Genomic DNA, 21365 nt, shown 5'->3' with positions numbered 1-21365 from the left:
TGAGAGGTGACGAATAACCGAAGCGCAGCTTCGCAGTATGAGGAAGTGAAGGCATGGATGCCGACAGTAACCCAGCTTCAAGGATGAATTACTTGCAGCAGAGTAAAATTTAAAAACCTATAGCCCCTCTTTGGCTCACCAAGCCAGCGCGACAAAACCTTGAATAAGGTTTCTAATATTTAAAAGTACGAAACGTATTCGCGTTATCGGTGATGATAACCTCAAGCACCTATTCAAATACTGATTCGGGCTATCGCCCGTGCGTCAGCAAGCTAAACGCCTACAACTAATAACACATACTCTTGGCTTTGAGCGAGTAAGTATATTTGTGATTCGTTGGGTTTCGTTTCACTCTTCCCAACCTACATCATATTATTTATGGCTTATCACCACGCACAAAAAAGCCGTTCCATTGCTGCAACGGCTTTTATAATTTTGATAAATAACCACTCTACTATAGAAATTTTTCTGGTTAGCGGTAATAGAGATTGTGACTAGAGCGGCTAAATTTTAAAGCTAATTTTTACACTGAACTTTAATAAAGTTTGTGATCAATAAAACGATATTACGTTTATGCTCATTTCTGTTGTGAAACTAAGTACCTTAATACTTTATTTGATTGATGAGCGAAAGCAATATGCTTACAATCTAATGGCCTCCCTGTTTCAGGATGCTCAGCAGTTATTAGTGGATCTCCGTTTTTCTGAATCATAGCTTCAAATAATTCAGCTTCATCTAGCTCAGCCGCAAGCATCAAAGGTGTAAACCCATTAATCCTAGTATTATGACTGGCATTAGCGTCAGATCCTGCATTTATGAGTAATTGGGCTATTTTTCTCATATCATCTAATGTCATAAACTCTTTAACTCTATCTACTATCAAGTTATGCCCAGAATCTGTAATATTTTTAAACATTGGATCTTGTAAACACTTCTCGTAATTTCTTTTAACTTCATCCAATGTAGCGCCCATTAAACCGTTAGAATGTCTCCTTATAGTATCTAATAATTCATCATTCAGAGGATGTTCTTTTATCAAATTCTTCAAAACCTCTGGTCTTTTTATAATTCCGATTTTACACAAAGTTGCGAAGAGTGCTGATTGTTTATCAGTATTCCCTCTAAAGTTAACGTTTGCTCCCATCTCTATGACCTTGGCTACGACTTCTGGCCTGCCTGTATCAACGGCACATACTAGAGGTAATAATTCTTTTTTGGATGTTTTCGTATTAACAACACCTTCACTATGTTTAATAGAGCTTATTAGCTTGAATAACCTATCGTCCATGCTTGAACCATGATCCAATACATCCATTTGCAAGATAGAAAAAAGCAATGCAGATTCATTGGAATCAGATAGTGCATTTACATTTACACCTGTATTAATGAACTGTGAAACTGTTTCCACGCAATTCATCCATGAAAAATAGACTATTTGGGGCATCTGCTTACCCCAGGTATCTCCAACAACTATTTTTTTATTTGGGCTTCGAAAGTTAGGCTCAATACTTTGCTTAAAAGAACCAAGTAATGGTCCTATCCGTTGTGCTCCATTTGAGGAACTGTCATTAAACTGTAAAGCCGGTGGAAAATGCTTATGAAATGTTGCTGCATATAGTTTTAATTCCCAATCTTCAACAACACTATCAAAGCGATTAGCTTCTAATTGGCTTTTATCTTCTTTATGCAAAGGTATATCAATACCAAATAGGATTGCAGAGTTTTTCAACCTCTTAATAAAAGCCTTATCTGGTGTCGGTTTAAGGCTAGAAGCAATACTGAGAGCTTCTTTTATAATTTCAGGTATCGATGGCCCAGCAAAAAATAAAGCTTGTTCAAACGTTGCTTTAAAATGGCTATTTGCTTCTTTAAGCTCCCCATTCAGAGCATGCCATCGAGCGCGATACCAGCTCAGCCAATATCCCATATTAAATTTGGGGTGCTTAAAAGTTGAGACTTCAAGCTCGTCAATCAACGTTTTTAAGCACTGTTTTCGATCTGCATCAGAGAGTTCTTTATTTTCACCCTTTTTATAAAAAATGTAATCTATCTCTAGCCCTTGCTCCCCTAGCGATTTGAGCCAAACTTGATTGTTACTCTTTAAATGCCATATATATTGTTCAACTTGACTTAAGCTCAGTACATCAACATTGACTAATTGCTCTGGGTAAATATCGGCATAATTTCGCTGTAAATTATCGATAAAACGGGCTGCTAAAATAACAACTTTAATCTTTTCCCATTCATGCCCCTCTACTTCAGAATTAGAAAGGTAATCTGGAATATTTGTTATATTAGATAGCTTTGGCAGTTCATCATTACTTTTCCAAAGCTTGAAGCGATGACGTTTTTCTTTTGGAATAAATTTAAGAAAGCTATCCCACCACTCAATATTTGAAGATAACCAATCAAACGCCTGGGTTATCCCATTAGGATGAAGGTTATTTCTCATTAAATAATTTGGTCCCTCAATTACTTTTCCCATAAAAAGATTGAATTCAACAGCAATTGTATCGAGGATCCACCGGGTAAGAATTGCTTCAGTCTCTACTCTGGTTATACCGTCCATAGGAGTTGAGTTTACCAATTCAATATATTCCCGCATCATTGATTCAAATTTAGCTTCTAATTTTTTAGAGAAGCCCTTACTGATGAACTTAGAAAGAGGAACTGAAATAGATTCCTTGAATAAACTTGAAGCTAAGGTGTAGGGCTGGTCATATTTGAAAGCAAAAGTGTCTAGCTGTTTATTCGATGCTTTAACTCCTATTGCACTCGCGATAATGCGTACTATTTCAACAGGTGTCATAAATGGTTGGCGCTTTTCTTTAAGCATAATCAACTTCCATTGTCATAATTCTTTTAAGGTTTCGTTTAAAGTTAAGATGTGAGCGTCTATCACTCGGCGTACAAGGAACTGCAATGCGACCACCTTTAGGCGCATATATCAAGCCGTGCTTCTTTCCTTGTTTGAACACCCAACCAGATTTAATTAAGTGTTTTACCAACTTACTAATTTCTTTATCTTTACTATATGCAGACATAATCAAAATAAAGGACTAGAAAGTCAACAACTTCCTAGTCCTGACTCCTTAATCGTTTTTGTTATTATTAGCGGCAGCACGAGCTGCTCTTGCAGCAAAGCCTTTTGATGAAACTTGGCCGCCATTTGCTTTTGCCTCACCACTTTGAATACGAGCAACAGCTTTTGTGGTCATAGGTGCTTGATTAGATTTTGACTTAGACATAATTTTCTCCGAAATGAATTAACCCTGTATTGGGTGACAAGTAATTTACAAAGAAAATGACTAACCGTCAGTTATGTAACTCGCTGAGAAATTTTTATTTTTGTATTGGCGTATTTTTACTAATATATTTCATTGGAATTAAAAAGGGGGTTAAATCTCGACTTCATACATTAAGGTGTTAGCTGATAAATCTTGTATTTATCTAAGACCAAACACCAACCTCACGTTTAACACCCTTCCCCGTCATCACGCCCTGAAAACAAGCAATTGATGAGTAATTCATTTCATGGATGAAATGAAAGCCATGCTTGCACATGGATGTGCTTTCATGGCGTTTACGTTCACATCAATTGTGGTTTGAAGGATTAAGCGTGATGCTCGGGTGCGCTGAGAGTGTCCAGAGAGGGACCAGCGGCAGCCCCTCTTTGGCTGCCGTCGCCAGCGCGACAAAACCTTGAATAAGGTTTCTCTTCTCTAAAAAGCGCGAAAGGCATTCACATTATCGGTGACGATAACCTCAAACACCTATTCAAATACTTATTCGGGCTGTCGCCCGCGCGTCAGCAAGCTAAACGCCTACAACTAATAACATATACTCTTGGCTTTTGAGCGAGTAAATATATTTGGGATTTGTTGAGTTTCGTTTCACTCTACCCAGCTTACGCTACTTGTGTTGTAAGGCGAAAGTTAAGTGCTTTCATCACTTTAAAAATAGTTTCCCAACGTGGCTTGGTTTTACCGTTAACTGCTTTATATAAGCTTTCACGATTTAACCCCGTTGCTTTAGCAATATCACTCACGCCATGTTTTTTTACTAATAAGCCAAGTGCTTCAATAAAGGTATTTGGATCATCATCAGCTAAACACTCTTCTAAAAATGTATTAATTTCTTGCTGTGTTTCCATATAGTCAAACGGGTTAAAATCTGATGTTTGTAGCGCCATAATAATTACTCCAATTTATTCAACTTGCTAAACAAATGTAGCCCAAAGGCTACATGCGTGCAATTTTATTTAAGGGATACCGAATTTTGATTTAGCAATCAACGCGTCAGCAAGCTAAACGCCTACAATAAATAACACATACTCTTGGCTTTTGAGCGAGTAAGTATATTTGTGATTTGTTGGGTTTCGTTGCACTCTTCCCAACCTACGCCATATTATTTATGGCGAATCACCACACACAAAAAAGCCGCTGCATTGCTGCAACGGCTTTTATAATTTCGATAAATTCCTCTCTACAGTGGAATTTTTTTCAAAAATTAATCGCGATAAGTCTCAACCGCAGGGCATGAACATACTAAGTTACGGTCGCCGTATACGTCATCAATACGTGTAACGGTTGGCCAAAACTTGTTTTTAGCCACTGCAGGCACTGGGAATGCAGCGTAAAAACGGTCGTACGCGCGGTCCCATTCGTTACCTAACACATCGCCTTGTGTATGCGGTGCAAACACTAGCGGGTTGTTTTCGATTGACCATTCGCCAGAGATTACTTTTTCGATTTCGCCTTTAATTGACACCATTGCTTCGATAAAGCGATCAATCTCACCTTTTGATTCAGACTCAGTTGGCTCAATCATTAATGTGCCAGCTACTGGGAACGACATAGTTGGTGAATGGAAGCCGTAATCTTGCAAGCGCTTAGCTACGTCCATTTCAGTAATGCCTGATTGCTCTTTAAGCGGGCGTAAGTCAACAATACATTCGTGAGCAACACGGTTGTTACGACCACGGTATAAAATTGGGAAGTGCTTGCTTAGCTCATGCGTTAAGTAGTTAGCATTAACGATTGCCATTTCAGTGGCTTGCTTTAAGCCCTCGCTGCCCATCATGGTGATGTAAGCCCATGAAATAGGTAAAATAGCAGCTGAGCCATAAGGCGCTGCCGATACCGCACCGTTACCGATGTTAGTACCTGGTACGTTAATTACGCTGTGGTTTGGCATAAACGGCGCAAGATGCGATTTAACACCAATTGGGCCTACACCTGGACCACCGCCACCGTGTGGAATACAAAATGTTTTATGCAAGTTTAAGTGCGATACGTCTGAGCCAATAAAGCCTGGGCTTGTTACGCCAACTTGCGCGTTCATGTTTGCGCCATCCATGTAAACTTGGCCGCCGTGCTCATGAATAATGTCACAAATTTCGCGAATTGTTTCTTCATATACGCCATGCGTAGACGGGTATGTGATCATGATACACGATAAGTTTTCAGACACTTCCTCAGCTTTTGCTTTAAGGTCTGCCATGTCTACGTTACCGTTTTTGTCGCAGTTAACTACCACAATTTTCATGCTCGCCATTTGCGCTGATGCAGGATTAGTACCGTGCGCAGAGCTTGGGATTAAACATACATTACGGTGTACGTCGCCGCGTGACTCGTGGTATTTACGAATCGCGATTAAGCCTGCGTATTCACCTTGCGCGCCAGAGTTTGGCTGAAGCGATACTGCATCGTAACCGGTAATGTTTACTAGCCAGTCGTGAAGCTCGCCAATCATTATTTGGTAACCCTCTGCTTGATCAAGCGGGCAGAATGGGTGAAGGTTTGCAAACTCAGGCCACGTAATTGGGATCATCTCTGCGGTCGCGTTTAGTTTCATGGTACATGAGCCTAACGAGATCATTGAGTGATTAAGCGATAAGTCTTTGCTTTCTAGTCGCTTAATGTAGCGAAGCATGTCTGTTTCGCTGTGGTAGCTGTTAAAGTTTGGATGCGTTAGTACTTCGTCATCACGTACTAAACTTGCAGGGATAGACTCGCTGCCATTTGCTTCAACGTCGGCTGCAATAGCGTCAACACTTAGGCCATGGCCTTCGCCTAAAATAATATCAAATAACTCAGTAATATCGGCACGTGTTGTTGTCTCTGATACCGAAATTGAGTACTCGCCTTCGTGGTTTGTTGCAAAATTTACGCCTTTTGCAATTGCACGCGCTATTACGTCGTCTTTGTTGTCGCTTACTACTGTAAGGGTATCAAACCAAGTGCTGTGCTTAAGTGCGATGCCTTTAGCTTTAAGGCCACTTGCTAAAATATCAGCAAAGCGATGTATACGCTGCGCGATAGTTTTTAAGCCTTGTGGGCCGTGGTACACCGCGTAAAACGCTGCCATGTTGGCAAGTAATACTTGTGCTGTACAAATGTTTGAGTTGGCCTTGTCGCGGCGAATGTGTTGTTCGCGCGTTTGCATTGCCATACGTAGTGCGTCGTTACCTAAACGGTCTTTAGATACACCAATAATACGACCTGGTAATGAACGTTTGTATGCGTCACGTGTTGCAAAAAATGCAGCGTGTGGACCGCCGTAACCCATAGGTACGCCAAAACGCTGAGCCGAACCAAGTACTACGTCTGCGCCTAGTTTACCCGGCGCTTTTAACAGTAATAAACTCATTATGTCGGCAGTAACACAGGCAATGGCCTTTTTGCTTTGTACGCCAGCAATTAGGTCAGTTATGTCTACCACTTCGCCTGATGTAGTTGGGTATTGGAACAATGCGCCAAAAATGTCGTGGTTTACGGCATCTTCTGCTTTACCTACAATTATTTCAAAACCAAACTGCTCGGCACGCGTTGTTACTACGTCGATTGTTTGTGTGTGTACGTCGTCGGCAATAAAAAAGGCATTGGCTTTTTTAGCTTTTGATACGCGTTTTGCAAGGCCCATAGCCTCTGCAGCCGCTGTTGATTCGTCAAGTAGTGACGCGCTTGCTAAATCAAGACCAGTTAAATCTAGGGTCATAGTTTGGAAGTTTAATAATGATTCTAAACGCCCTTGAGCAATCTCTGGCTGATACGGTGTGTACGCTGTATACCAACCTGGATTTTCTAGTACGTTACGTAAAATTACGTGCGGTACGTTAGTTGGGTGGTAGCCTTGGCCAATGTACGATTTGAAAACTTTATTTTTGCTTGCTACTGATTTTAAGTAGCTTAGTGTTTCAACTTCAGTACGGCTTTGTCCAACTGTTAGCGGTTGCTCTAGACGAATGCTAGCCGGTACAGTTTGGTCAATGAGCTCTTGCACACTCGATACTTCTAAAGCACTTAGCATATCGCTTACTTGTGCTGGGCTTGGCCCAATATGGCGACGAATAAAATCTTGCTTTTGCTCTAGTTCTTCAAGAGATTTGGCGTTTGACATGTGTCCAGATTCCTATGATCCAAAAAATGTGGCTACTGCTGATGGGTAAACAGCAATAACTTAAAATTCTTATGATTTAACAGCTTACTTTGTATGGAAAAGTTAACTGTAAAATCATAAAAGCCCCGATATCTAAATAAAACACGCGGGGCTTTTAGTTATCTACAAAGAATAATTATTCTTCGTCGATAGTGTGCGAGTAACCTTCAGCGTCTAATAAGTTGTCTAGCTCAGACTCGTCAGATGCTTTAATACGGAATAACCAACCGTCGCCGTAAGCGTCGTTGTTTACTGTTTCAGGTGAGTCTTCAAGTTCTTCGTTAATAGCAACAATTTCGCCACTGATAGGTGCGTAAATGTCTGATGCTGCTTTAACTGACTCTGCTACTGCACAGTCTTCGCCAGCGTCTACTTCGTCGCCAACTTCTGGTAATTCAACAAATACCATGTCGCCAAGAAGTTCTTGTGCATGCTCAGAAATACCAACAGTAAATGTACCGTCGCCTTCGTTACGAACCCACTCGTGTGAAGGTGCGTATTTTAACTCGCTAGGAATGTTGCTCATTTTATTTGTCCTTTGGTTTATATTGGGAGGATATCAATCACTGTAATTACACTGATTGATATAACCAAATTATTTAAATTATTGATTTACCGTTACGTACAAAGCTAGGCTTTACTACTTTAACGTTTACTAATTTTTTACGCATTTCTACTTGAGCTGTATCGCCTGTTGAACGTGGTACACGTGCAAGGGCTACACTAAAACCAAGTGTTGGTGAGAAAGTACCTGAGGTAATAACCCCTTCACCACCATCAACAATTACTTTAGAACCGCTACGCAAAACGCCTTTTTCTTCAAACACTAAGCCAACTAGTTTGTCAGTGCTTTTTTCTGCGCGTTGCTTAACAAGTACGTCACGACCAATAAAGTCACGATCTTCTGGTTCCCATGCAATGGTCCATGCCATGTTAGCTGCAAGTGGTGATACGCTTTCGTCCATATCAAGGCCGTAAAGGTTCATACCTGCTTCTAAACGTAGCGTGTCGCGTGCACCTAAACCAGCAGGCTTAACACCTGCGTCTAGCAGTTGTTGCCATAAATCGGCTGCTTGGTCGTTCGGTACTACTATTTCGTAACCGTCTTCGCCAGTATAACCCGTTGTGGCAATAAATAAATCACCTACTTGAACACCAAAAAATGGCTTCATACCTTCAACAGCGGCTTGTTGCTCAGCATTTAAAAGAGTAGCTGTTTTTGCTTTAGCGTTAGGGCCTTGCACTGCAATCATTGCAAACTCTGGGCGCTCTGTAACAGTTACGTCAAAGTCGCTCGATACGTTAGCTAAATGCGCTAGGTCTTTTTCGCGCGTCGCTGAGTTAACAACTAGGCGGTAAAACGTTTCACTAAAGAAATAAATAATTAAGTCGTCTATTACACCGCCTTGCTCGTTAAGCATGCCTGTGTAAAGCGCTTTGCCTGGTACGGTTAATTTTGCAACGTCGTTAGCTACTAGCTTACGTAAAAATGCTTTTGCTTGAGGCCCTTCAATATCAACAATAGTCATGTGTGATACGTCAAACATACCAGCGTCGGTACGTACGCTATTGTGTTCTTCTATTTGTGAGCCGTAGTTGATTGGCATTTCCCAGCCATGAAAATCAACCATTTTTGCGCCCGCTTCTAGGTGCTTAGCATGTAGTACAGTTTTAGAAGTCATAACATTCCTTCACGTTTAAATTAACCCTGTTTAGGGCGTGGCTTAAATAGATATAAAAACAGGTAAACATTGTTATGCTCGCCTGTTGTTTTTATTCGTTATGCGGCTTCACTATGCATAAGTGCAAAGCCTTGCGCTTGCATGTAGCTTTGCCATTTTTGTAATTCTTGTTGTTTAGCTACTAATACAAAGTGTTGTTCGTCGTTTTTATCAATGGCGGTAATAAATACATCACCGCTTTGTGCACCGTAGCAAAGTTGCGCGTCAGAAAGGCGCAAACCTGGTGTTAATTTAAAAGCATTAACTAGGGTATCAAATGCGTTGTCGCCACTTAAAATAAAGCTTGCTAGGTCGGTGCGTACTACATAATCAATATCAAAACGTAATTGCTGCTCGTTTATAAGCGCTTGTAGTTGAAGGCTTGCGTTGTGTGGTAGTACGAATCTAAAGGCGGTTTCGCTAAAGTAATAAACAGCAAAACTGTAGTCAGAATTATAGTCGCCATCAAGCGTGCCTTTTAAGCCTAAACCGCTGGCGGTAAGCTTAGTTAAATCAAGGCCTAAAATAGTGCTTAAAAATACACTGGTTTCGGTTCCGCTAAAATCCATTACAACGTGATTGTTGTTAGTTTGCAAAGCGTTAGTAACCGCACTACTTGCGTTGCTGTGGCGGGCAAACATTATTGGGTTAAAAGTCATAACAGACACCTGTGTATTTTCGATTACAAAAGTATATTGCCCACGTCTATCAACAACAAATTGTAATTATTTATCAATTGATAAATAATACTTATATATATGGCTATATAAATTGTAATTTTAAATATGAAAAACATATCAACAGACGGTTTACGTACTTTTGTAATGGTAGTTGAAATAGGTGGCTTTGCTAAAGCAGGCGATTTACTTGGCCTGTCGCAACCTGCTGTAAGTTTGCAAATCAAGCGCTTAGAAGACGTGCTTGGCTATAAACTATTTAAAAAACAAGGGCAGCGCCAAGTATTAAACCAGTACGGCGAGCTATTATTGCCTATGGCAAAACAAATGATGCAACACAACGATGCTATTTTGCAGCAGTTCACCTCAGAAAACATTGCAGGTAAAGTGCGCTTGGGTATTCCGAGCGAATTTGCAGCGCGTATTTTACCCTCAATTATTGGCGACTTTGTGGCGCTCTACCCTGAGGTGTCGTTAGAGGTTAAGTCGCGTTTAAGTAAGCATTTGCTTTCGGCTTCTCGCCAAGATCAGTTTGATTTAGTACTTGCGCTAAATGAGCGACTCAACTCTGATAAGTTTCCTATTTTTATGCAAGACGAACTAGTGTGGGTGGGCGACCTGTCACTTGCGCATAATGAGGTGGTTACCCTAGTTACCGCACCAGAGGGATGTATTTATCGTCGCCGTGCTACTGATGCATTAAAAAGTGCAGGCATTAAATACCGAATAGTTTATAGCAACGCCGATTTAACCGGCCTTATTGCTGCATTAAAAGAAGGCTTAGGTATTACGGTACTTGCCAAAAGTACAGTACCGAGTGAGCTTAACTATCAGGTTCAAACCAAGCATTTACCAGCTCTTGGTAATATTGGTATTAGTTTGGTTAAAAGTTCGGGTGAGTCGGAAAATGCGGTAGATAAACTCGCTGAATTTATAGCTCTACGCTTGGGCTAGCGCTTACGTAGCACATATAATTCGTTCAGCCTTTATAGCTAGTAAAGCAATTACAAAATAATACAAAAGAAACAATTTAGTTAATTAAGTTGCATAAGCAGGTGTTTTTAGTTCTATTAAACTGAATAATTAAATAGTTAATAACATTGATTCGTATTCGTTAACGTGTTCAAATTGCGCCAATTAAGATAATTGACATGATTAGGAACACAATGAACCCTAAGTTTTTAGTATCTACTTTAGCAACTGCGGTTGCTTTGTCTTTTAGTGCTACTGCAATAGCAAAAGACACCAGCAATAAAGAACAACGCTTTGAACAAATTACTGTTATTGGCTCTCAGCAAGCAATTAACGATATTCCTGGTTCGGCTACGTTTATTTCTGAAGAAGATCTTCAAAAATTCCAGTTTACCGATATTTCTCGCGTTTTAGCGTCTGTTCCGGGCGTTTACGTGCAAGAAGAAGACGGTTATGGCCTTCGTCCTAATATTGGTATGCGCGGTACAGGTACTGGCCGTAACGATAAAATATCAGTAATGGAAGACGGTGTATTAGTTGCACCAGCACCATATTCAGCACCTTCTGCATACTACTTCCCTACTATGGGTCGTATGGAATCTATTGAAGTATTAAAAGGCGCAGCCTCAGTTAAGTACGGCCCGCGTACTACAGGTGGTGTTTTAAACTTACTTTCGCGCAGTTTACCAACTGAGCCAAATAGCTCAAAAGGTATGGTAGATGCAGCCCTTGGTAGCGACGGTTACTACAAAGGCCACGCTTACTTTGGTAAAGAAAAAAATAACACAGCGGGTTTAATTGAAGTATTTACTTACGGCGCAGACGGCTTTAAAGAGCTGCCAGTAGGCAATGACAACACCGGCTTTGAAAAAACAGATTTACTATTAAAGTTTGGCCATACGTTTGGTCAAAACGATGCGCATAATCTTGAGCTAAAAATTAAGTACTCTGACGAAACATCAGACGAAACATACATGGGCTTAACTGACGAAGACTATCAAGAAAGTCCTTACCGTCGTTATGCTGCATCGCAAAACGATGAAATGAATACGCGCCACAACGCATACCAACTTAACTACGCGTACCGTTTTGGTGATGGCTATGAGTTTTTAGCTACGGCTTACTTAAACGATTTTCATCGTAACTGGTATAAAGCCAGCAGCGTAGGCTTAAGTACTCTTGAGCAGTACAGCGATTTTGAAGCAAACCCTACAAGCGAAGGTATTGAAGGTATTGGCGTTAAAGCTAATAACCGCGACTACCAAGCTAAAGGTATTCAGTCTGAATTACATATTCCTGCAGGCGATCACTATGTGACTGTTGGCGTACGTTACCACGAAGACGAAATGGATCGTTTTCAGTGGGAAGACAAATACACACTTAATCAAGACCTAAGCTTAACACTTACAGAGCAAGGCGTTCCGGGCTCAGACAGCAACCGCGTAGATAGCGCAGAAGCAAGCACCTTGTTTATTCAAGACGAGTGGACAATTGATGCATTAGTAGTAAGTGCAGGCCTTCGTTATGAAGACATTACTATTACGCGTGAAGAGTGGTCTAAATCAGATCCAACACGCAGCAACGGTTTAACTAAAGATGTGTCGAACGACACTGAAATTTTAGTGCCGTCACTAGGTGCTACTTACACGCTTAACGAAAACGTAACGCTACTTGCGGGCATTCAAAAAGGGTATGCACCAGCAGCACCTGGTAATGCTGACCAAGAAGAAGAAGAAAGTGTAAACATTGAGTTTGGCTCTCGCTTTAATATGGATGGCTTTAGCGGTGAAGTAATTGCCTTTTACTCAGACTACGACAACATGCACGGTAACTGTACTGCAGCGGTTGGTTGTAGCGACGACAACATTGGCGACCAATACAACTACGGTGAAGTAGAAGTAGCAGGCTTTGAATTTAGTGCAGCACGTACGTTTGCAACTGATACAGCTATGTTCCCAGTTAAATTAACGTACACCTACACAGACTCTGAGTTTAAAAACGATTTTGATTCAGAAATTTGGGGCGCGGTAGAAAAAGGCGATGCAATGCCTTACGTACCAGAAAACCAAGTAGCGTTATCGTTAGGTGCTGAGTTTTCTGCGTTTGTAGTTAACAGCCAAATACGTTACGTATCTGATGCGCATGCTAACTTAACGCAGTCGGGCTTAAACGCAATTGATAGCCGCGTAGTATGGGATTTAGCTGCTAAATACTTAATCGATGAAAATCAAAAAGTATACCTAAGCGTTGATAACTTGTTTGATAAAACATACGTTGCTAACCGTTCAAACGGTGGCATTCAGCCAGGTAAGCCACGTACGATACAGATGGGCTACACTTATAGCTTTTAAGCTTAAAGCTGGTTAAACGGTTCACTAACAGCGTTAATAATTTTTTATGTAAAAGCACTACACATCTAAATTATTGCCTTGTTATTAAACCGTTTACCTGCGCTTTGTATAGGAGAATGTTTCACTAACAGCGTTGATAATTTTTTATGTAAGATCACTACACATCTAAATTATTGCCTTGTTTTTAAACCGTTTACCAAAGCTTACAAAGTTAAAGCGTAAATTACAGACACAAAAAAGCCGAGATTGAATTTCAATCTCGGCTTTTTAATACATAAAACTTATCGTTTTATATATTAGTTATTTGCGTTACGTTGGCGTAATACTTCAAACAAACAAATACCCGTGGCTACCGATACGTTTAAGCTTGAAACAGTACCCGCCATTGGGATTTTAACAAGCATATCGCAATGCTCACGCGTTAAGCGTCGCATGCCCTCGCCTTCTGCGCCCATAACAATAGCCATTGGCCCTGTTAAGCTTGCGTCAAATACGTGGTTATCAGTTTCGCCAGCGGTACCTACAACCCATACGCCTGCATCTTTAATTTCGCGAAGCGTACGCGCAAGGTTAGTCACTTGAATAAGCGGAACTGTTTCGGCTGCGCCACAGGCAACTTTACGTGCGGTACCGTTAAGCTTAGCCGACTTATCTTTAGGTACAATCACAGCGTGAACACCTGCCGCGTCTGCACTACGTAGGCATGCGCCTAAGTTATGCGGATCGGTAATACCATCAAGCACAAGTAAAAACGGTGTGTCTTCACGAGCGATTATCGCATCAAGATCTTTTTCATTAAACGTTGGCGCTGCTTTTACGTTAGCAATAATACCTTGATGCTGCTCACCTTTTGATTTGCTATCAAGGGCTTTACGCTGCATAAACTGTACTGAAATACCAAATTTACGTGCTTCATCAATAATCGGAGTTGAGCGTTTGTCGTCACGACCTTTAAGGGCGTAAATTTCTACAAAGCGCTCTGGTTCGCTTTCTAAAATTGCTTCAACAGAATGAAAGCCAAAAATTAATTCATTACTCACGTATTGTCTGCTCCTGGGCTAGTACGTTTGCGGGCATTTTTGCCTGCTCTTTTAGGCTTTTTAACGGCCTTCTTCTTTGGTTTTTTCTTTACGGCAGAGTCTGCTGCTTTTTTATCTGCAGGTTTTGTTGCAGACTTATTTGCAGGCTTGCCTTTATCTTTATTTGCTGGCTTTTTTTTACCTTTTGGTTTGTCATCGCTGTGCGACTTTTTACCTGGTACTTTGCCTGCTTTTAATTGCGAACGCACACTTGCTGGCGCATGCTCAGACTTACCTGAACCTTTTTTTGGTGCACGACGACGTGAGTATCTGTCTTGTGCAACATCGCCTTTAAGCGTTAAGTTTATACGGCGATCGTCTAAACTAACCGACGCAACTTTTACTGTTACTTTATCGCCAAGGCGATAAACTTTGTGAGAGTGCTCACCTATTAGGGTGTGTTTTGCAGCATCATGCGCAAAAAACTCGTCGCCTAAATTAGTAACGTGTATAAGCCCATCAATTTGTAAATCATCTAAGCGAATAAACAAACCAAAATTGGTAACCGATGAAATAACACCATCAAACTCTTCACCTACATGGTCTTGCATAAACTCACATTTAAGCCAATCAGCTACTTCGCGAGTTGCATCGTCAGCACGACGCTCTGTTGTAGAACACTGCTCACCTAGTTGATCAACTTCATCGTCGGTATAAGCGTATTCGCCAGACGTTTGCTGACCTTGTGCTTTTATTACGGCTTTAATAGCACGATGCACTACTAAATCTGGGTAACGACGTATTGGCGATGTAAAATGCGCGTAAGCCGATAACGCTAAACCAAAGTGACCAATGTTATCTGGCTGATATACAGCTTGTTTCATTGAACGCAGTAACATAGTTTGAATAAGTTCAGCTTCTGGGCGGTCACCTAGTCGCGCTAATACTTGCGTTATTTCTTTTGGTGTTGGCTCGTCGCTTAATGTACTTTCAATACCTAACTCGCCTAAAAACTTAGTAAAGTTACCTAGTTTTTCTTGATCTGGTTCGTCATGCACACGATAAAGCGCACTCGCTTCATGCTTTTCAAGAATTTTAGCCGCTGATACGTTGGCTAAAATCATACATTCTTCAATGAGTTTGTGCGCGTCGTTACGAATAACAGGCACTATTGATTCTATTTTACGCTGAGCGTTAAATACAAAACGTGTTTCTAGGGTTTCAAACTCTATGGCACCACGGTCTTGGCGTGCTGCTTTAAGTGCCATGTACATTTGCTGTAAATCAGTTAAATGTGGCACAACGGCTGAGTATTCTTCGCGTAGTTTTTCGTCGTTTTGTAAAATGGCATTTACTTTGGTGTAAGTTAAACGTGCATGCGAGTTCATTATCGCTTCGTAAAACTTATAACCCGAAAGTTTACCCGCGCTCGACACGGTCATTTCGGCAACCATACATAAGCGATCTACTTTTGGATTAAGCGAACATAATCCATTAGAAAGCACTTTTGGTAGCATCGGAATTACTTGCTCAGGAAAATACACTGAGTTACCACGCAAAATTGCTTCTTTGTTAAGCGGCGTGTTCATTCCTACGTAATGCGATACATCGGCAATGGCAACCCATAAGCGCCAGCCACCTGATTTTTTAGGTTCACAATATACTGCGTCATCAAAGTCGCGTGCATCTTCGCCATCAATAGTTACAAGTGGTAAATCACGTAAATCTACGCGACCTTGTTTGTCAGCTTCTTCAACAAATTCACCTAGATGAGCAACTTGTGCTTCAACTTCTTCTGGCCATACATGTGGAATATCGTGATTGCGCAGTGCAACTTCAATTTCCATACCTGGGGCTAAATGCTCACCAAGTACATCTATAACTTTGCCTACCGCGTTCATGTTACGGCTTGGGTTTTGCGTAATTTTAACCTGCACCATTTGGTTATGGCGGGCACCGTTTTCGTTGCCTGGTAAAATCATTATATCTTGCGTTATGCGCGGGTCTTCAGCGACTACAACAGCAACACCGTGCTCAACAAAGTAACGGCCAACAATTGGCGCGCGCTCGTTAGTAAGCACTTTTATAATACGTGCATCGCATTTTGAGCCAGAACCACGTTTAGTGCCTTTAGCTAGTACAATGTCGCCATGTAACACCATATTCATTTGGTGCTTAGCAATAAACCAATCTTTACTCTCGCCTTCAACTTCTAAAAAGCCGAAACCGTCTCTGTGGCCTATTACTTTGCCTTTGGTTAAACCGGCTTCGTCAATTAGGGCGTAGCATTTAAATTTATTGAAATACAGCTGTCCGTCACGCTCCATAGCGCGAAGGCGGCGTTTAAATGCTATTTGGCGTTCGTCATCGTTTACTGCTAGTTCTTCACATAATTGCGCGTAGTTAGCAGGCTTTGAACGCTCTTGAAGGTGAGTAAGTATAAACTCACGACTAGGGACTGGGTTTTCGTACTTTTCTTGTTCTCGACTGAGATTTGGATCTTGGTTTGACATTCACTATCTTGTTAGTTGGTTATGTAGGTATTTTAACCCATATAGTTATAATGAGACAGGTAAAAGCTATTAAACTTTTAAGAAAGCACTTTTACCTTGCTGTTTACCTTGCTGTATAGTTTAAAAATCTAGCGCAATGGGGCTTAACGATCCCTTAACTGCAAAGTGTTTAGTCATCTCGTAGCAATGCTAAAACCTATACTATTTTTTTTGTAGGTTTTTCCACAGCAGTTTACTTATATTATCAATAAAGCTTGGGTCTTCTTCTTTCATCGTAAGTAAAATCTGCTTATTCATTTGTGTTTTATTTTGAGCGTAAATCCAACGATTTTTATTAAACTGCTGGGCAAACTCAAGTACACCCGCTTGTAGTTCGTCGTTATTTGCAAACACAGCTTCAACTACTTTGTTCTCTAGCAACTGCTGTGCACCAACCCGCTCTCCTGACATAGCTAGGCGATTAAAGAATGTTTGCGAAATTGCTTTATTAATTATAGGAAACATCGATGGAACAAACGGCACCATTACATCCACTTCAGGAAAACAAAAAAAGCCTTTGTCTGATTTCATAAATCTAAAGTCGCACGCACACGCAAGTACAGAACCATTACCATAGGTATGCCCGTTTAACGCAGCAATAATAGGCATAGGAAAAGTAACTATACGTTTAAATAAGTCACTTATTTGAATCATAAAGTCTGAAATTGCTGCAGGTAAAATACTTGGATTAGACATCCATTGAAGGTCGATACCCAATGACCAGTTTTTATCACTTGAAGACGTTAAAATAACTGACTTAATATTTTGTTCTGCTTCAATGTGGTCTAGGTGTAAATTAAACTCAGCCAAAAACGCTGGGTTGTGGCGGTTTTCAGCGGTATTCATGGTGAGTATAGCGATATTATTTTTAGTTGTTAGTTCTATTAAATTTGCCATTAAAACCTCTTTTAGCGCTTTTTAAGCTAATTTTAAGCGCTGTTCGTTACTTTTACATATCATAGTAATACTTTGCTTATAATTTATAAACCCGCTAATTAAAGCCACCCTTTTTGTTTAGCTATACGCGCAGCATCTATGCGGTTAGTGGCGTTTAATTTTGCAATGGCATCCGATAGGTAGTTACGCGTAGTCCCTTCGCTAATAAATAACTGCTTGGCTATGTCGCTTGTTTTAAGGCCATCGCTTGCAAGTTTAAGGGCTTTGCGTTCTTTATCGGTAAGTGGATCTGCGTCGTCTAATGCATTAATAGCAAGCTCTGGGTCAATTACCTTTTGTCCCTGCATTACTTTTTTAAGCGCATTTATTAACTCTTCACTTGGTGCTTCTTTTAAAATAAAACCTTTTACGCCAGTCGTAAGCGCTCGCCTAATATAACCCGCACGAGAAAATGTAGTCATAATAACCATTTTTATAGCAGGAAATTTAGCGGCTATTTTTTCGCTAAGCTCTATACCATTCATGGTTGGCATTTCTATATCGGTTAAAATTATATCGGGATGCAAATCACTATCAAGCGCCTCAATTGCATTAAGTGCATCTTGCCCGTTACTTGCTTGACCAATAATCTCAATATTAAAATCAAGCCCTAACAATGCTGCTACTGCGTCGCGTACAAGCGCCTGATCTTCCACTAAATATACTCTGATCATTATAAATCCTTAGCTGTAATTGGAAGCACTACTTTTAAAGTAAAATTATCGCCACAGGCAAATACTGCACTGCCATTTAGTTGCTCTGCTCGCTCTTTAATACCATTTAGGCCATTGCCCGAATTCAATGTACTGCACGGACCATGGTCAATTACGGTTATAAGTAACTGCTGCGCTGTTTGTTCTATATTTATTTCGCAATTTTTTGTATTGCTATGGCGTAATAAGTTAGTAACTGCCTCTTTAATTACAAGGCCTGCTATACCCTCTACTTTAGCGGGCAGAGCATTTAAAACCACATTAAATGAAACGTTAAATCCTTGCTCTATTAACCTTTGCTTTAACTGTGCTACTTGGCTGACAAGATTAAGCTGTTTTAAATCACTTACGGCGCTTCTTACATCGCTAAGTAACTGCCTTGCCAAATCGGCCACTTGTGCAATTTCGCTATTTGCTTGAGCGTAGCGCTCTCCTTGGTTTAATTTATTAGCAAGCTCAGCTTTTAAAGCAATAGATGAAAGTGAATGACCTAAAATATCATGCAAGTCGCGAGCTATTCGTTCTCGCTCTGCAATAGCTGCTAATTGCTCTAGTTGGTTAGCGCTTTCTTGTTCGCGCTTTTTGTATAAGCTTTCTCTTTTTGCTGCAATACCGTAACTAAATAATGTGGCGCATAGAATCAAAGCAACGCCTAAAAAGTATTGAACCTTACCTATATCACCAATATATGTGCTTAATAAAACCGTGAATATAATTGCGATCGCAGCATAAATCCTTTGACGGGAGCTGTAAGAGTAGCCTGCTATATAGGCTACGAAACCAAATAAAGTAGGCGTACCTGTGGTGTAAAAAGTAGCGCAAAAACAAATTAAGAGCATGGCTACAAATAACTTAGTCACCCCTGCGCTTTTACAGTTTATTGCTTTTACATACAAAAGAATAAAAGCAATATAGAAGGCTAAAGACATAACAATTTGGTTAACGGTAAAGCTCGAAAAATTAATTATTAGCGGGAGTAAATAAAAGCCGGTAAAAATTAAATGTCCATATTTCCAAAAACCTTTATCGCTTTGTTGAGAAAAGCTGCTTAACGAGCTCATACTAATACCTCTGGCATATTATTTTTACTTATAGCACTATTTTTATTAATAAATATAAATAACATAAAAATGCATACCAGTATAAAGCAATCTGCGTACGTAATAGTAAAACTTAACGCCTCTAGCACTTCATTAATAGTTAAGCTGATTAAAATTAAAGAATTCATAATTACCTCCTGTTGAGTAAGGTAACTATGCCCGCGTACAAAAATAATAAGAGTGTGAAGTGTCATCAACTTTAATGACTTTTGTCATGCGGTAAAAAATTCATCTTAAGAATTTTTAAGCAATGTTAATATATTCAAAAAGTACAACAAGGAAACTAAATGCAGCCTCAGCAACAAAGTTTAATTTATTTACACATAGCGGTATTACTTTTTGGCGGGACCGCTCTATTTGCCAAACTTATTGGTTTAAATGCTTTAGATATTACCGTTTACAGAACTGCAATTGCAGGAATGGCTATTTTAGCCATGCTTTATTTTCAAAAAAAACAAATTAAACTCAACAAACCTAAAGACTATCTTATTGCGTTATTTTTAGGTGTTGCGGTGGGTATTCACTGGGTTACCTATTTTGCTGGTATGCAAATGGCCGGTATAACTATTGGAATGCTGGCATTTTTTAGCTACCCCGTAATGACGGTGTTTTTAGAACCCTTATTTAATAAAAGCAGGCCAAAAGCAAAAGATATAATAAGTGCAGCGGTGGTTGTTTTAGGTATTTACTTATTAGTACCAAGTGCAAACTTGGGCGATGATGTAACCCTAGGTGTAATAACAGGTGTGATATCAGCATTGTTTTTTTCAATAAGAAACATTACTCATAAGCGCTACTTTAGCCAATATGGCGGGCCGCAAACGATGTTTTATCAAACCTTAGTGGCAAGCATTATGTTGTGTGCATTTATAGAAGTACCAGTGTATGAGGTTAGTAATCATGACCTGATTTTAATTGCTGTAGCGGGTGTTATATTTACAGCTACACCGCACTCGTTATTTGCAGCAAGTTTAAAGCATTTATCAGCGGCAACTGCGGGGTTAATTTCTTGCTTGCAGCCACTTTATGGCACCATACTGGCTATAGTAATTATTCATGAACGTCCTACTGTTATGACGTTAGTTGGTGGAGCACTCATAGTGAGTGCCGCTTGTTTTGAAACGTGGTCAATCACTAAAAAGGCTCGACAATGAAAGTATTTGCACACCGTGGTGCCAGTGGGGATTTTCCTGAAAACACCAAAAGCGCTATTTTAGAAGCGTTAAAAGTAGGTGTTGATGGTATTGAAGTAGATATTCAAAGTTCCTTCGATGATTACATGGTAATACACGATTCATGGCTTGATAGAACCACCAGCGGTAAAGGCAGGGTGAGTAACTTTACCGCTCATGAGCTCTCTAAGCTTGATGCTGGAAATGGTGAAAAAATTCCTACTCTTCAGCAGCTGTTTGATTGGAATAACAATAAATCTTTATTAAATATTGAGCTTAAACACACGTTTGCACTAGAAAGGTTTGTGGCTCTATTAGAACAAAACATTGAAGCTAAAAAAATATCGAAAACCAATATTTTAGTATCATCGTTTGATCATCATCAACTACAGTGGCTTAAAAACAAGCTACCATGGCTTAAAATAGGCGCCCTTACTTCTTCTATTCCAATTAACTATGCAAAGTTTGCTAGTGATTTAAACGCTTATAGCGTACATGCAGATAAAACCTTTATAAATAAGGCCTTTGCAGAGGATGCAAAAAAAAGAGGCCTAAAGATTTATGCTTATACAGTCGATAGGGAAGAAGATATAGCGCTAATGCTTGAGTATGGCATAGACGGAATTTTTACAAATTACCCAGCGCGAACCAAAGCTTACTTGTTGTCGTTACAAAAAGGCTAACTTACATTCCCCTCACTTAAATAACAATC

The 21365-nt window shown here is 40.1% G+C and carries 16 protein-coding genes; 4 read left to right on the top strand and 12 right to left on the bottom strand.

What is annotated here, in order from left to right:
* Nucleotides 1-577 precede the first annotated feature (577 nt).
* The 7 genes from H5116_RS06085 to H5116_RS06055 all read right to left on the bottom strand — a co-directional run bounded on the left by H5116_RS06085 (nucleotide 578) and on the right by H5116_RS06055 (nucleotide 9820).
* Nucleotides 578-2836: a hypothetical protein gene (locus tag H5116_RS06085; RefSeq protein WP_182711450.1), complete on the bottom strand. Its 2259-nt coding sequence runs from the start codon at nucleotides 2834-2836 to the stop codon at nucleotides 578-580.
* A gap of 256 nt (nucleotides 2837-3092) precedes the next feature.
* A complete protein-coding gene (locus H5116_RS06080) occupies nucleotides 3093-3248 on the bottom strand; it encodes a hypothetical protein (RefSeq protein WP_008166284.1) in 156 nt (51 codons plus the stop codon).
* Nucleotides 3249-3907: 659 nt separating this feature from the next.
* On the bottom strand, nucleotides 3908-4192 hold the full coding sequence (locus tag H5116_RS06075) for an addiction module antidote protein (RefSeq protein ID WP_007579952.1): 285 nt from the start codon (nucleotides 4190-4192) through the stop codon (nucleotides 3908-3910).
* A 317-nt stretch (nucleotides 4193-4509) separates the two neighbouring features.
* Complete coding sequence (gcvP, locus tag H5116_RS06070) at nucleotides 4510-7401, bottom strand: aminomethyl-transferring glycine dehydrogenase (protein ID WP_182715728.1); 2892 nt, start codon at nucleotides 7399-7401, stop codon at nucleotides 4510-4512.
* Between the two features lie 175 nt (nucleotides 7402-7576).
* Entirely contained in the window at nucleotides 7577-7966 is a 390-nt protein-coding gene (gcvH, locus tag H5116_RS06065) for a glycine cleavage system protein GcvH (RefSeq protein WP_002958029.1), read from the bottom strand.
* A 73-nt stretch (nucleotides 7967-8039) separates the two neighbouring features.
* Nucleotides 8040-9122 (bottom strand): glycine cleavage system aminomethyltransferase GcvT, encoded by a 1083-nt coding sequence (gene gcvT, locus H5116_RS06060; protein ID WP_002958027.1) that lies wholly within the window; start codon nucleotides 9120-9122, stop codon nucleotides 8040-8042.
* A gap of 98 nt (nucleotides 9123-9220) precedes the next feature.
* Nucleotides 9221-9820 (bottom strand): hypothetical protein, encoded by a 600-nt coding sequence (locus H5116_RS06055; protein WP_002958026.1) that lies wholly within the window; start codon nucleotides 9818-9820, stop codon nucleotides 9221-9223.
* Nucleotides 9821-9946: 126 nt separating this feature from the next.
* Between H5116_RS06055 and H5116_RS06050 the strand changes: the two genes are divergently transcribed.
* Nucleotides 9947-10792: a LysR family transcriptional regulator gene (locus H5116_RS06050; protein ID WP_002958025.1), complete on the top strand. Its 846-nt coding sequence runs from the start codon at nucleotides 9947-9949 to the stop codon at nucleotides 10790-10792.
* Between the two features lie 212 nt (nucleotides 10793-11004).
* On the top strand, nucleotides 11005-13161 hold the full coding sequence (locus tag H5116_RS06045; RefSeq protein ID WP_182715727.1) for a TonB-dependent receptor domain-containing protein: 2157 nt from the start codon (nucleotides 11005-11007) through the stop codon (nucleotides 13159-13161).
* A gap of 296 nt (nucleotides 13162-13457) precedes the next feature.
* Here H5116_RS06045 and rlmB read toward each other — a convergent pair whose 3' ends face one another.
* The 5 genes from rlmB to H5116_RS06020 form a co-directional block, all read right to left on the bottom strand.
* Nucleotides 13458-14201 carry a 23S rRNA (guanosine(2251)-2'-O)-methyltransferase RlmB gene (gene rlmB / locus H5116_RS06040; RefSeq protein ID WP_002958023.1) on the bottom strand — a complete coding sequence of 248 codons (744 nt, stop codon included), beginning with the start codon at nucleotides 14199-14201 and terminating at the stop codon, nucleotides 13458-13460.
* A complete protein-coding gene (rnr, locus tag H5116_RS06035; RefSeq protein WP_058154169.1) occupies nucleotides 14198-16693 on the bottom strand; it encodes a ribonuclease R in 2496 nt (831 codons plus the stop codon). The genes rlmB and rnr overlap by 4 nt, the downstream gene beginning before the upstream one ends.
* 201 nt (nucleotides 16694-16894) lie before the next feature.
* The gene (locus tag H5116_RS06030; protein WP_002958021.1) at nucleotides 16895-17629 is read right to left on the bottom strand and encodes an enoyl-CoA hydratase/isomerase family protein; all 735 of its coding nucleotides are present in this window, start codon (nucleotides 17627-17629) and stop codon (nucleotides 16895-16897) included.
* A gap of 98 nt (nucleotides 17630-17727) precedes the next feature.
* Nucleotides 17728-18342 (bottom strand): DNA-binding response regulator, encoded by a 615-nt coding sequence (locus tag H5116_RS06025; RefSeq protein WP_024599310.1) that lies wholly within the window; start codon nucleotides 18340-18342, stop codon nucleotides 17728-17730.
* Entirely contained in the window at nucleotides 18342-19442 is a 1101-nt protein-coding gene (locus tag H5116_RS06020) for a sensor histidine kinase (protein ID WP_182715726.1), read from the bottom strand. Before H5116_RS06020 ends, H5116_RS06025 begins: the two co-directional genes overlap by 1 nt.
* A 326-nt stretch (nucleotides 19443-19768) precedes the next feature.
* On the opposite strand from H5116_RS06020, the gene H5116_RS06015 reads away from it, so the two are divergent.
* Both H5116_RS06015 and H5116_RS06010 read left to right on the top strand, forming a co-directional pair.
* Nucleotides 19769-20635: a DMT family transporter gene (locus tag H5116_RS06015; RefSeq protein ID WP_024594632.1), complete on the top strand. Its 867-nt coding sequence runs from the start codon at nucleotides 19769-19771 to the stop codon at nucleotides 20633-20635.
* The gene (locus tag H5116_RS06010; RefSeq protein WP_182694311.1) at nucleotides 20632-21336 is read left to right on the top strand and encodes a glycerophosphodiester phosphodiesterase family protein; all 705 of its coding nucleotides are present in this window, start codon (nucleotides 20632-20634) and stop codon (nucleotides 21334-21336) included. The genes H5116_RS06015 and H5116_RS06010 overlap by 4 nt, the downstream gene beginning before the upstream one ends.
* The last annotated feature ends 29 nt before the right edge of the window (nucleotides 21337-21365 follow it).

The organism is Pseudoalteromonas sp. SG45-2 (assembly GCF_014164115.1).
Taxonomy (GTDB): Bacteria; Pseudomonadota; Gammaproteobacteria; order Enterobacterales; family Alteromonadaceae; genus Pseudoalteromonas; species Pseudoalteromonas distincta.
The sequence above is the reverse complement of the archived record's forward strand: the minus strand, read 5'-3'. Positions and strand labels throughout refer to the sequence as shown.

What these genes read in the sequence shown, in the direction of transcription:
- H5116_RS06085 (WP_182711450.1), bottom strand. Translation starts at nt 2,836, where the DNA reads ATGCTTAAAGAAAAGCGCCAACCATTTATGACACCTGTTGAAATAGTA.
- H5116_RS06080 (WP_008166284.1), bottom strand. Translation starts at nt 3,248, where the DNA reads ATGTCTAAGTCAAAATCTAATCAAGCACCTATGACCACAAAAGCTGTT.
- H5116_RS06075 (WP_007579952.1), bottom strand. Translation starts at nt 4,192, where the DNA reads ATGGCGCTACAAACATCAGATTTTAACCCGTTTGACTATATGGAAACA.
- gcvP (WP_182715728.1), bottom strand. Translation starts at nt 7,401, where the DNA reads ATGTCAAACGCCAAATCTCTTGAAGAACTAGAGCAAAAGCAAGATTTT.
- gcvH (WP_002958029.1), bottom strand. Translation starts at nt 7,966, where the DNA reads ATGAGCAACATTCCTAGCGAGTTAAAATACGCACCTTCACACGAGTGG.
- gcvT (WP_002958027.1), bottom strand. Translation starts at nt 9,122, where the DNA reads ATGACTTCTAAAACTGTACTACATGCTAAGCACCTAGAAGCGGGCGCA.
- H5116_RS06055 (WP_002958026.1), bottom strand. Translation starts at nt 9,820, where the DNA reads ATGACTTTTAACCCAATAATGTTTGCCCGCCACAGCAACGCAAGTAGT.
- H5116_RS06050 (WP_002958025.1), top strand. Translation starts at nt 9,947, where the DNA reads ATGAAAAACATATCAACAGACGGTTTACGTACTTTTGTAATGGTAGTT.
- H5116_RS06045 (WP_182715727.1), top strand. Translation starts at nt 11,005, where the DNA reads ATGAACCCTAAGTTTTTAGTATCTACTTTAGCAACTGCGGTTGCTTTG.
- rnr (WP_058154169.1), bottom strand. Translation starts at nt 16,693, where the DNA reads ATGTCAAACCAAGATCCAAATCTCAGTCGAGAACAAGAAAAGTACGAA.
- H5116_RS06030 (WP_002958021.1), bottom strand. Translation starts at nt 17,629, where the DNA reads ATGGCAAATTTAATAGAACTAACAACTAAAAATAATATCGCTATACTC.
- H5116_RS06025 (WP_024599310.1), bottom strand. Translation starts at nt 18,342, where the DNA reads ATGATCAGAGTATATTTAGTGGAAGATCAGGCGCTTGTACGCGACGCA.
- H5116_RS06020 (WP_182715726.1), bottom strand. Translation starts at nt 19,442, where the DNA reads ATGAGCTCGTTAAGCAGCTTTTCTCAACAAAGCGATAAAGGTTTTTGG.
- H5116_RS06015 (WP_024594632.1), top strand. Translation starts at nt 19,769, where the DNA reads ATGCAGCCTCAGCAACAAAGTTTAATTTATTTACACATAGCGGTATTA.
- H5116_RS06010 (WP_182694311.1), top strand. Translation starts at nt 20,632, where the DNA reads ATGAAAGTATTTGCACACCGTGGTGCCAGTGGGGATTTTCCTGAAAAC.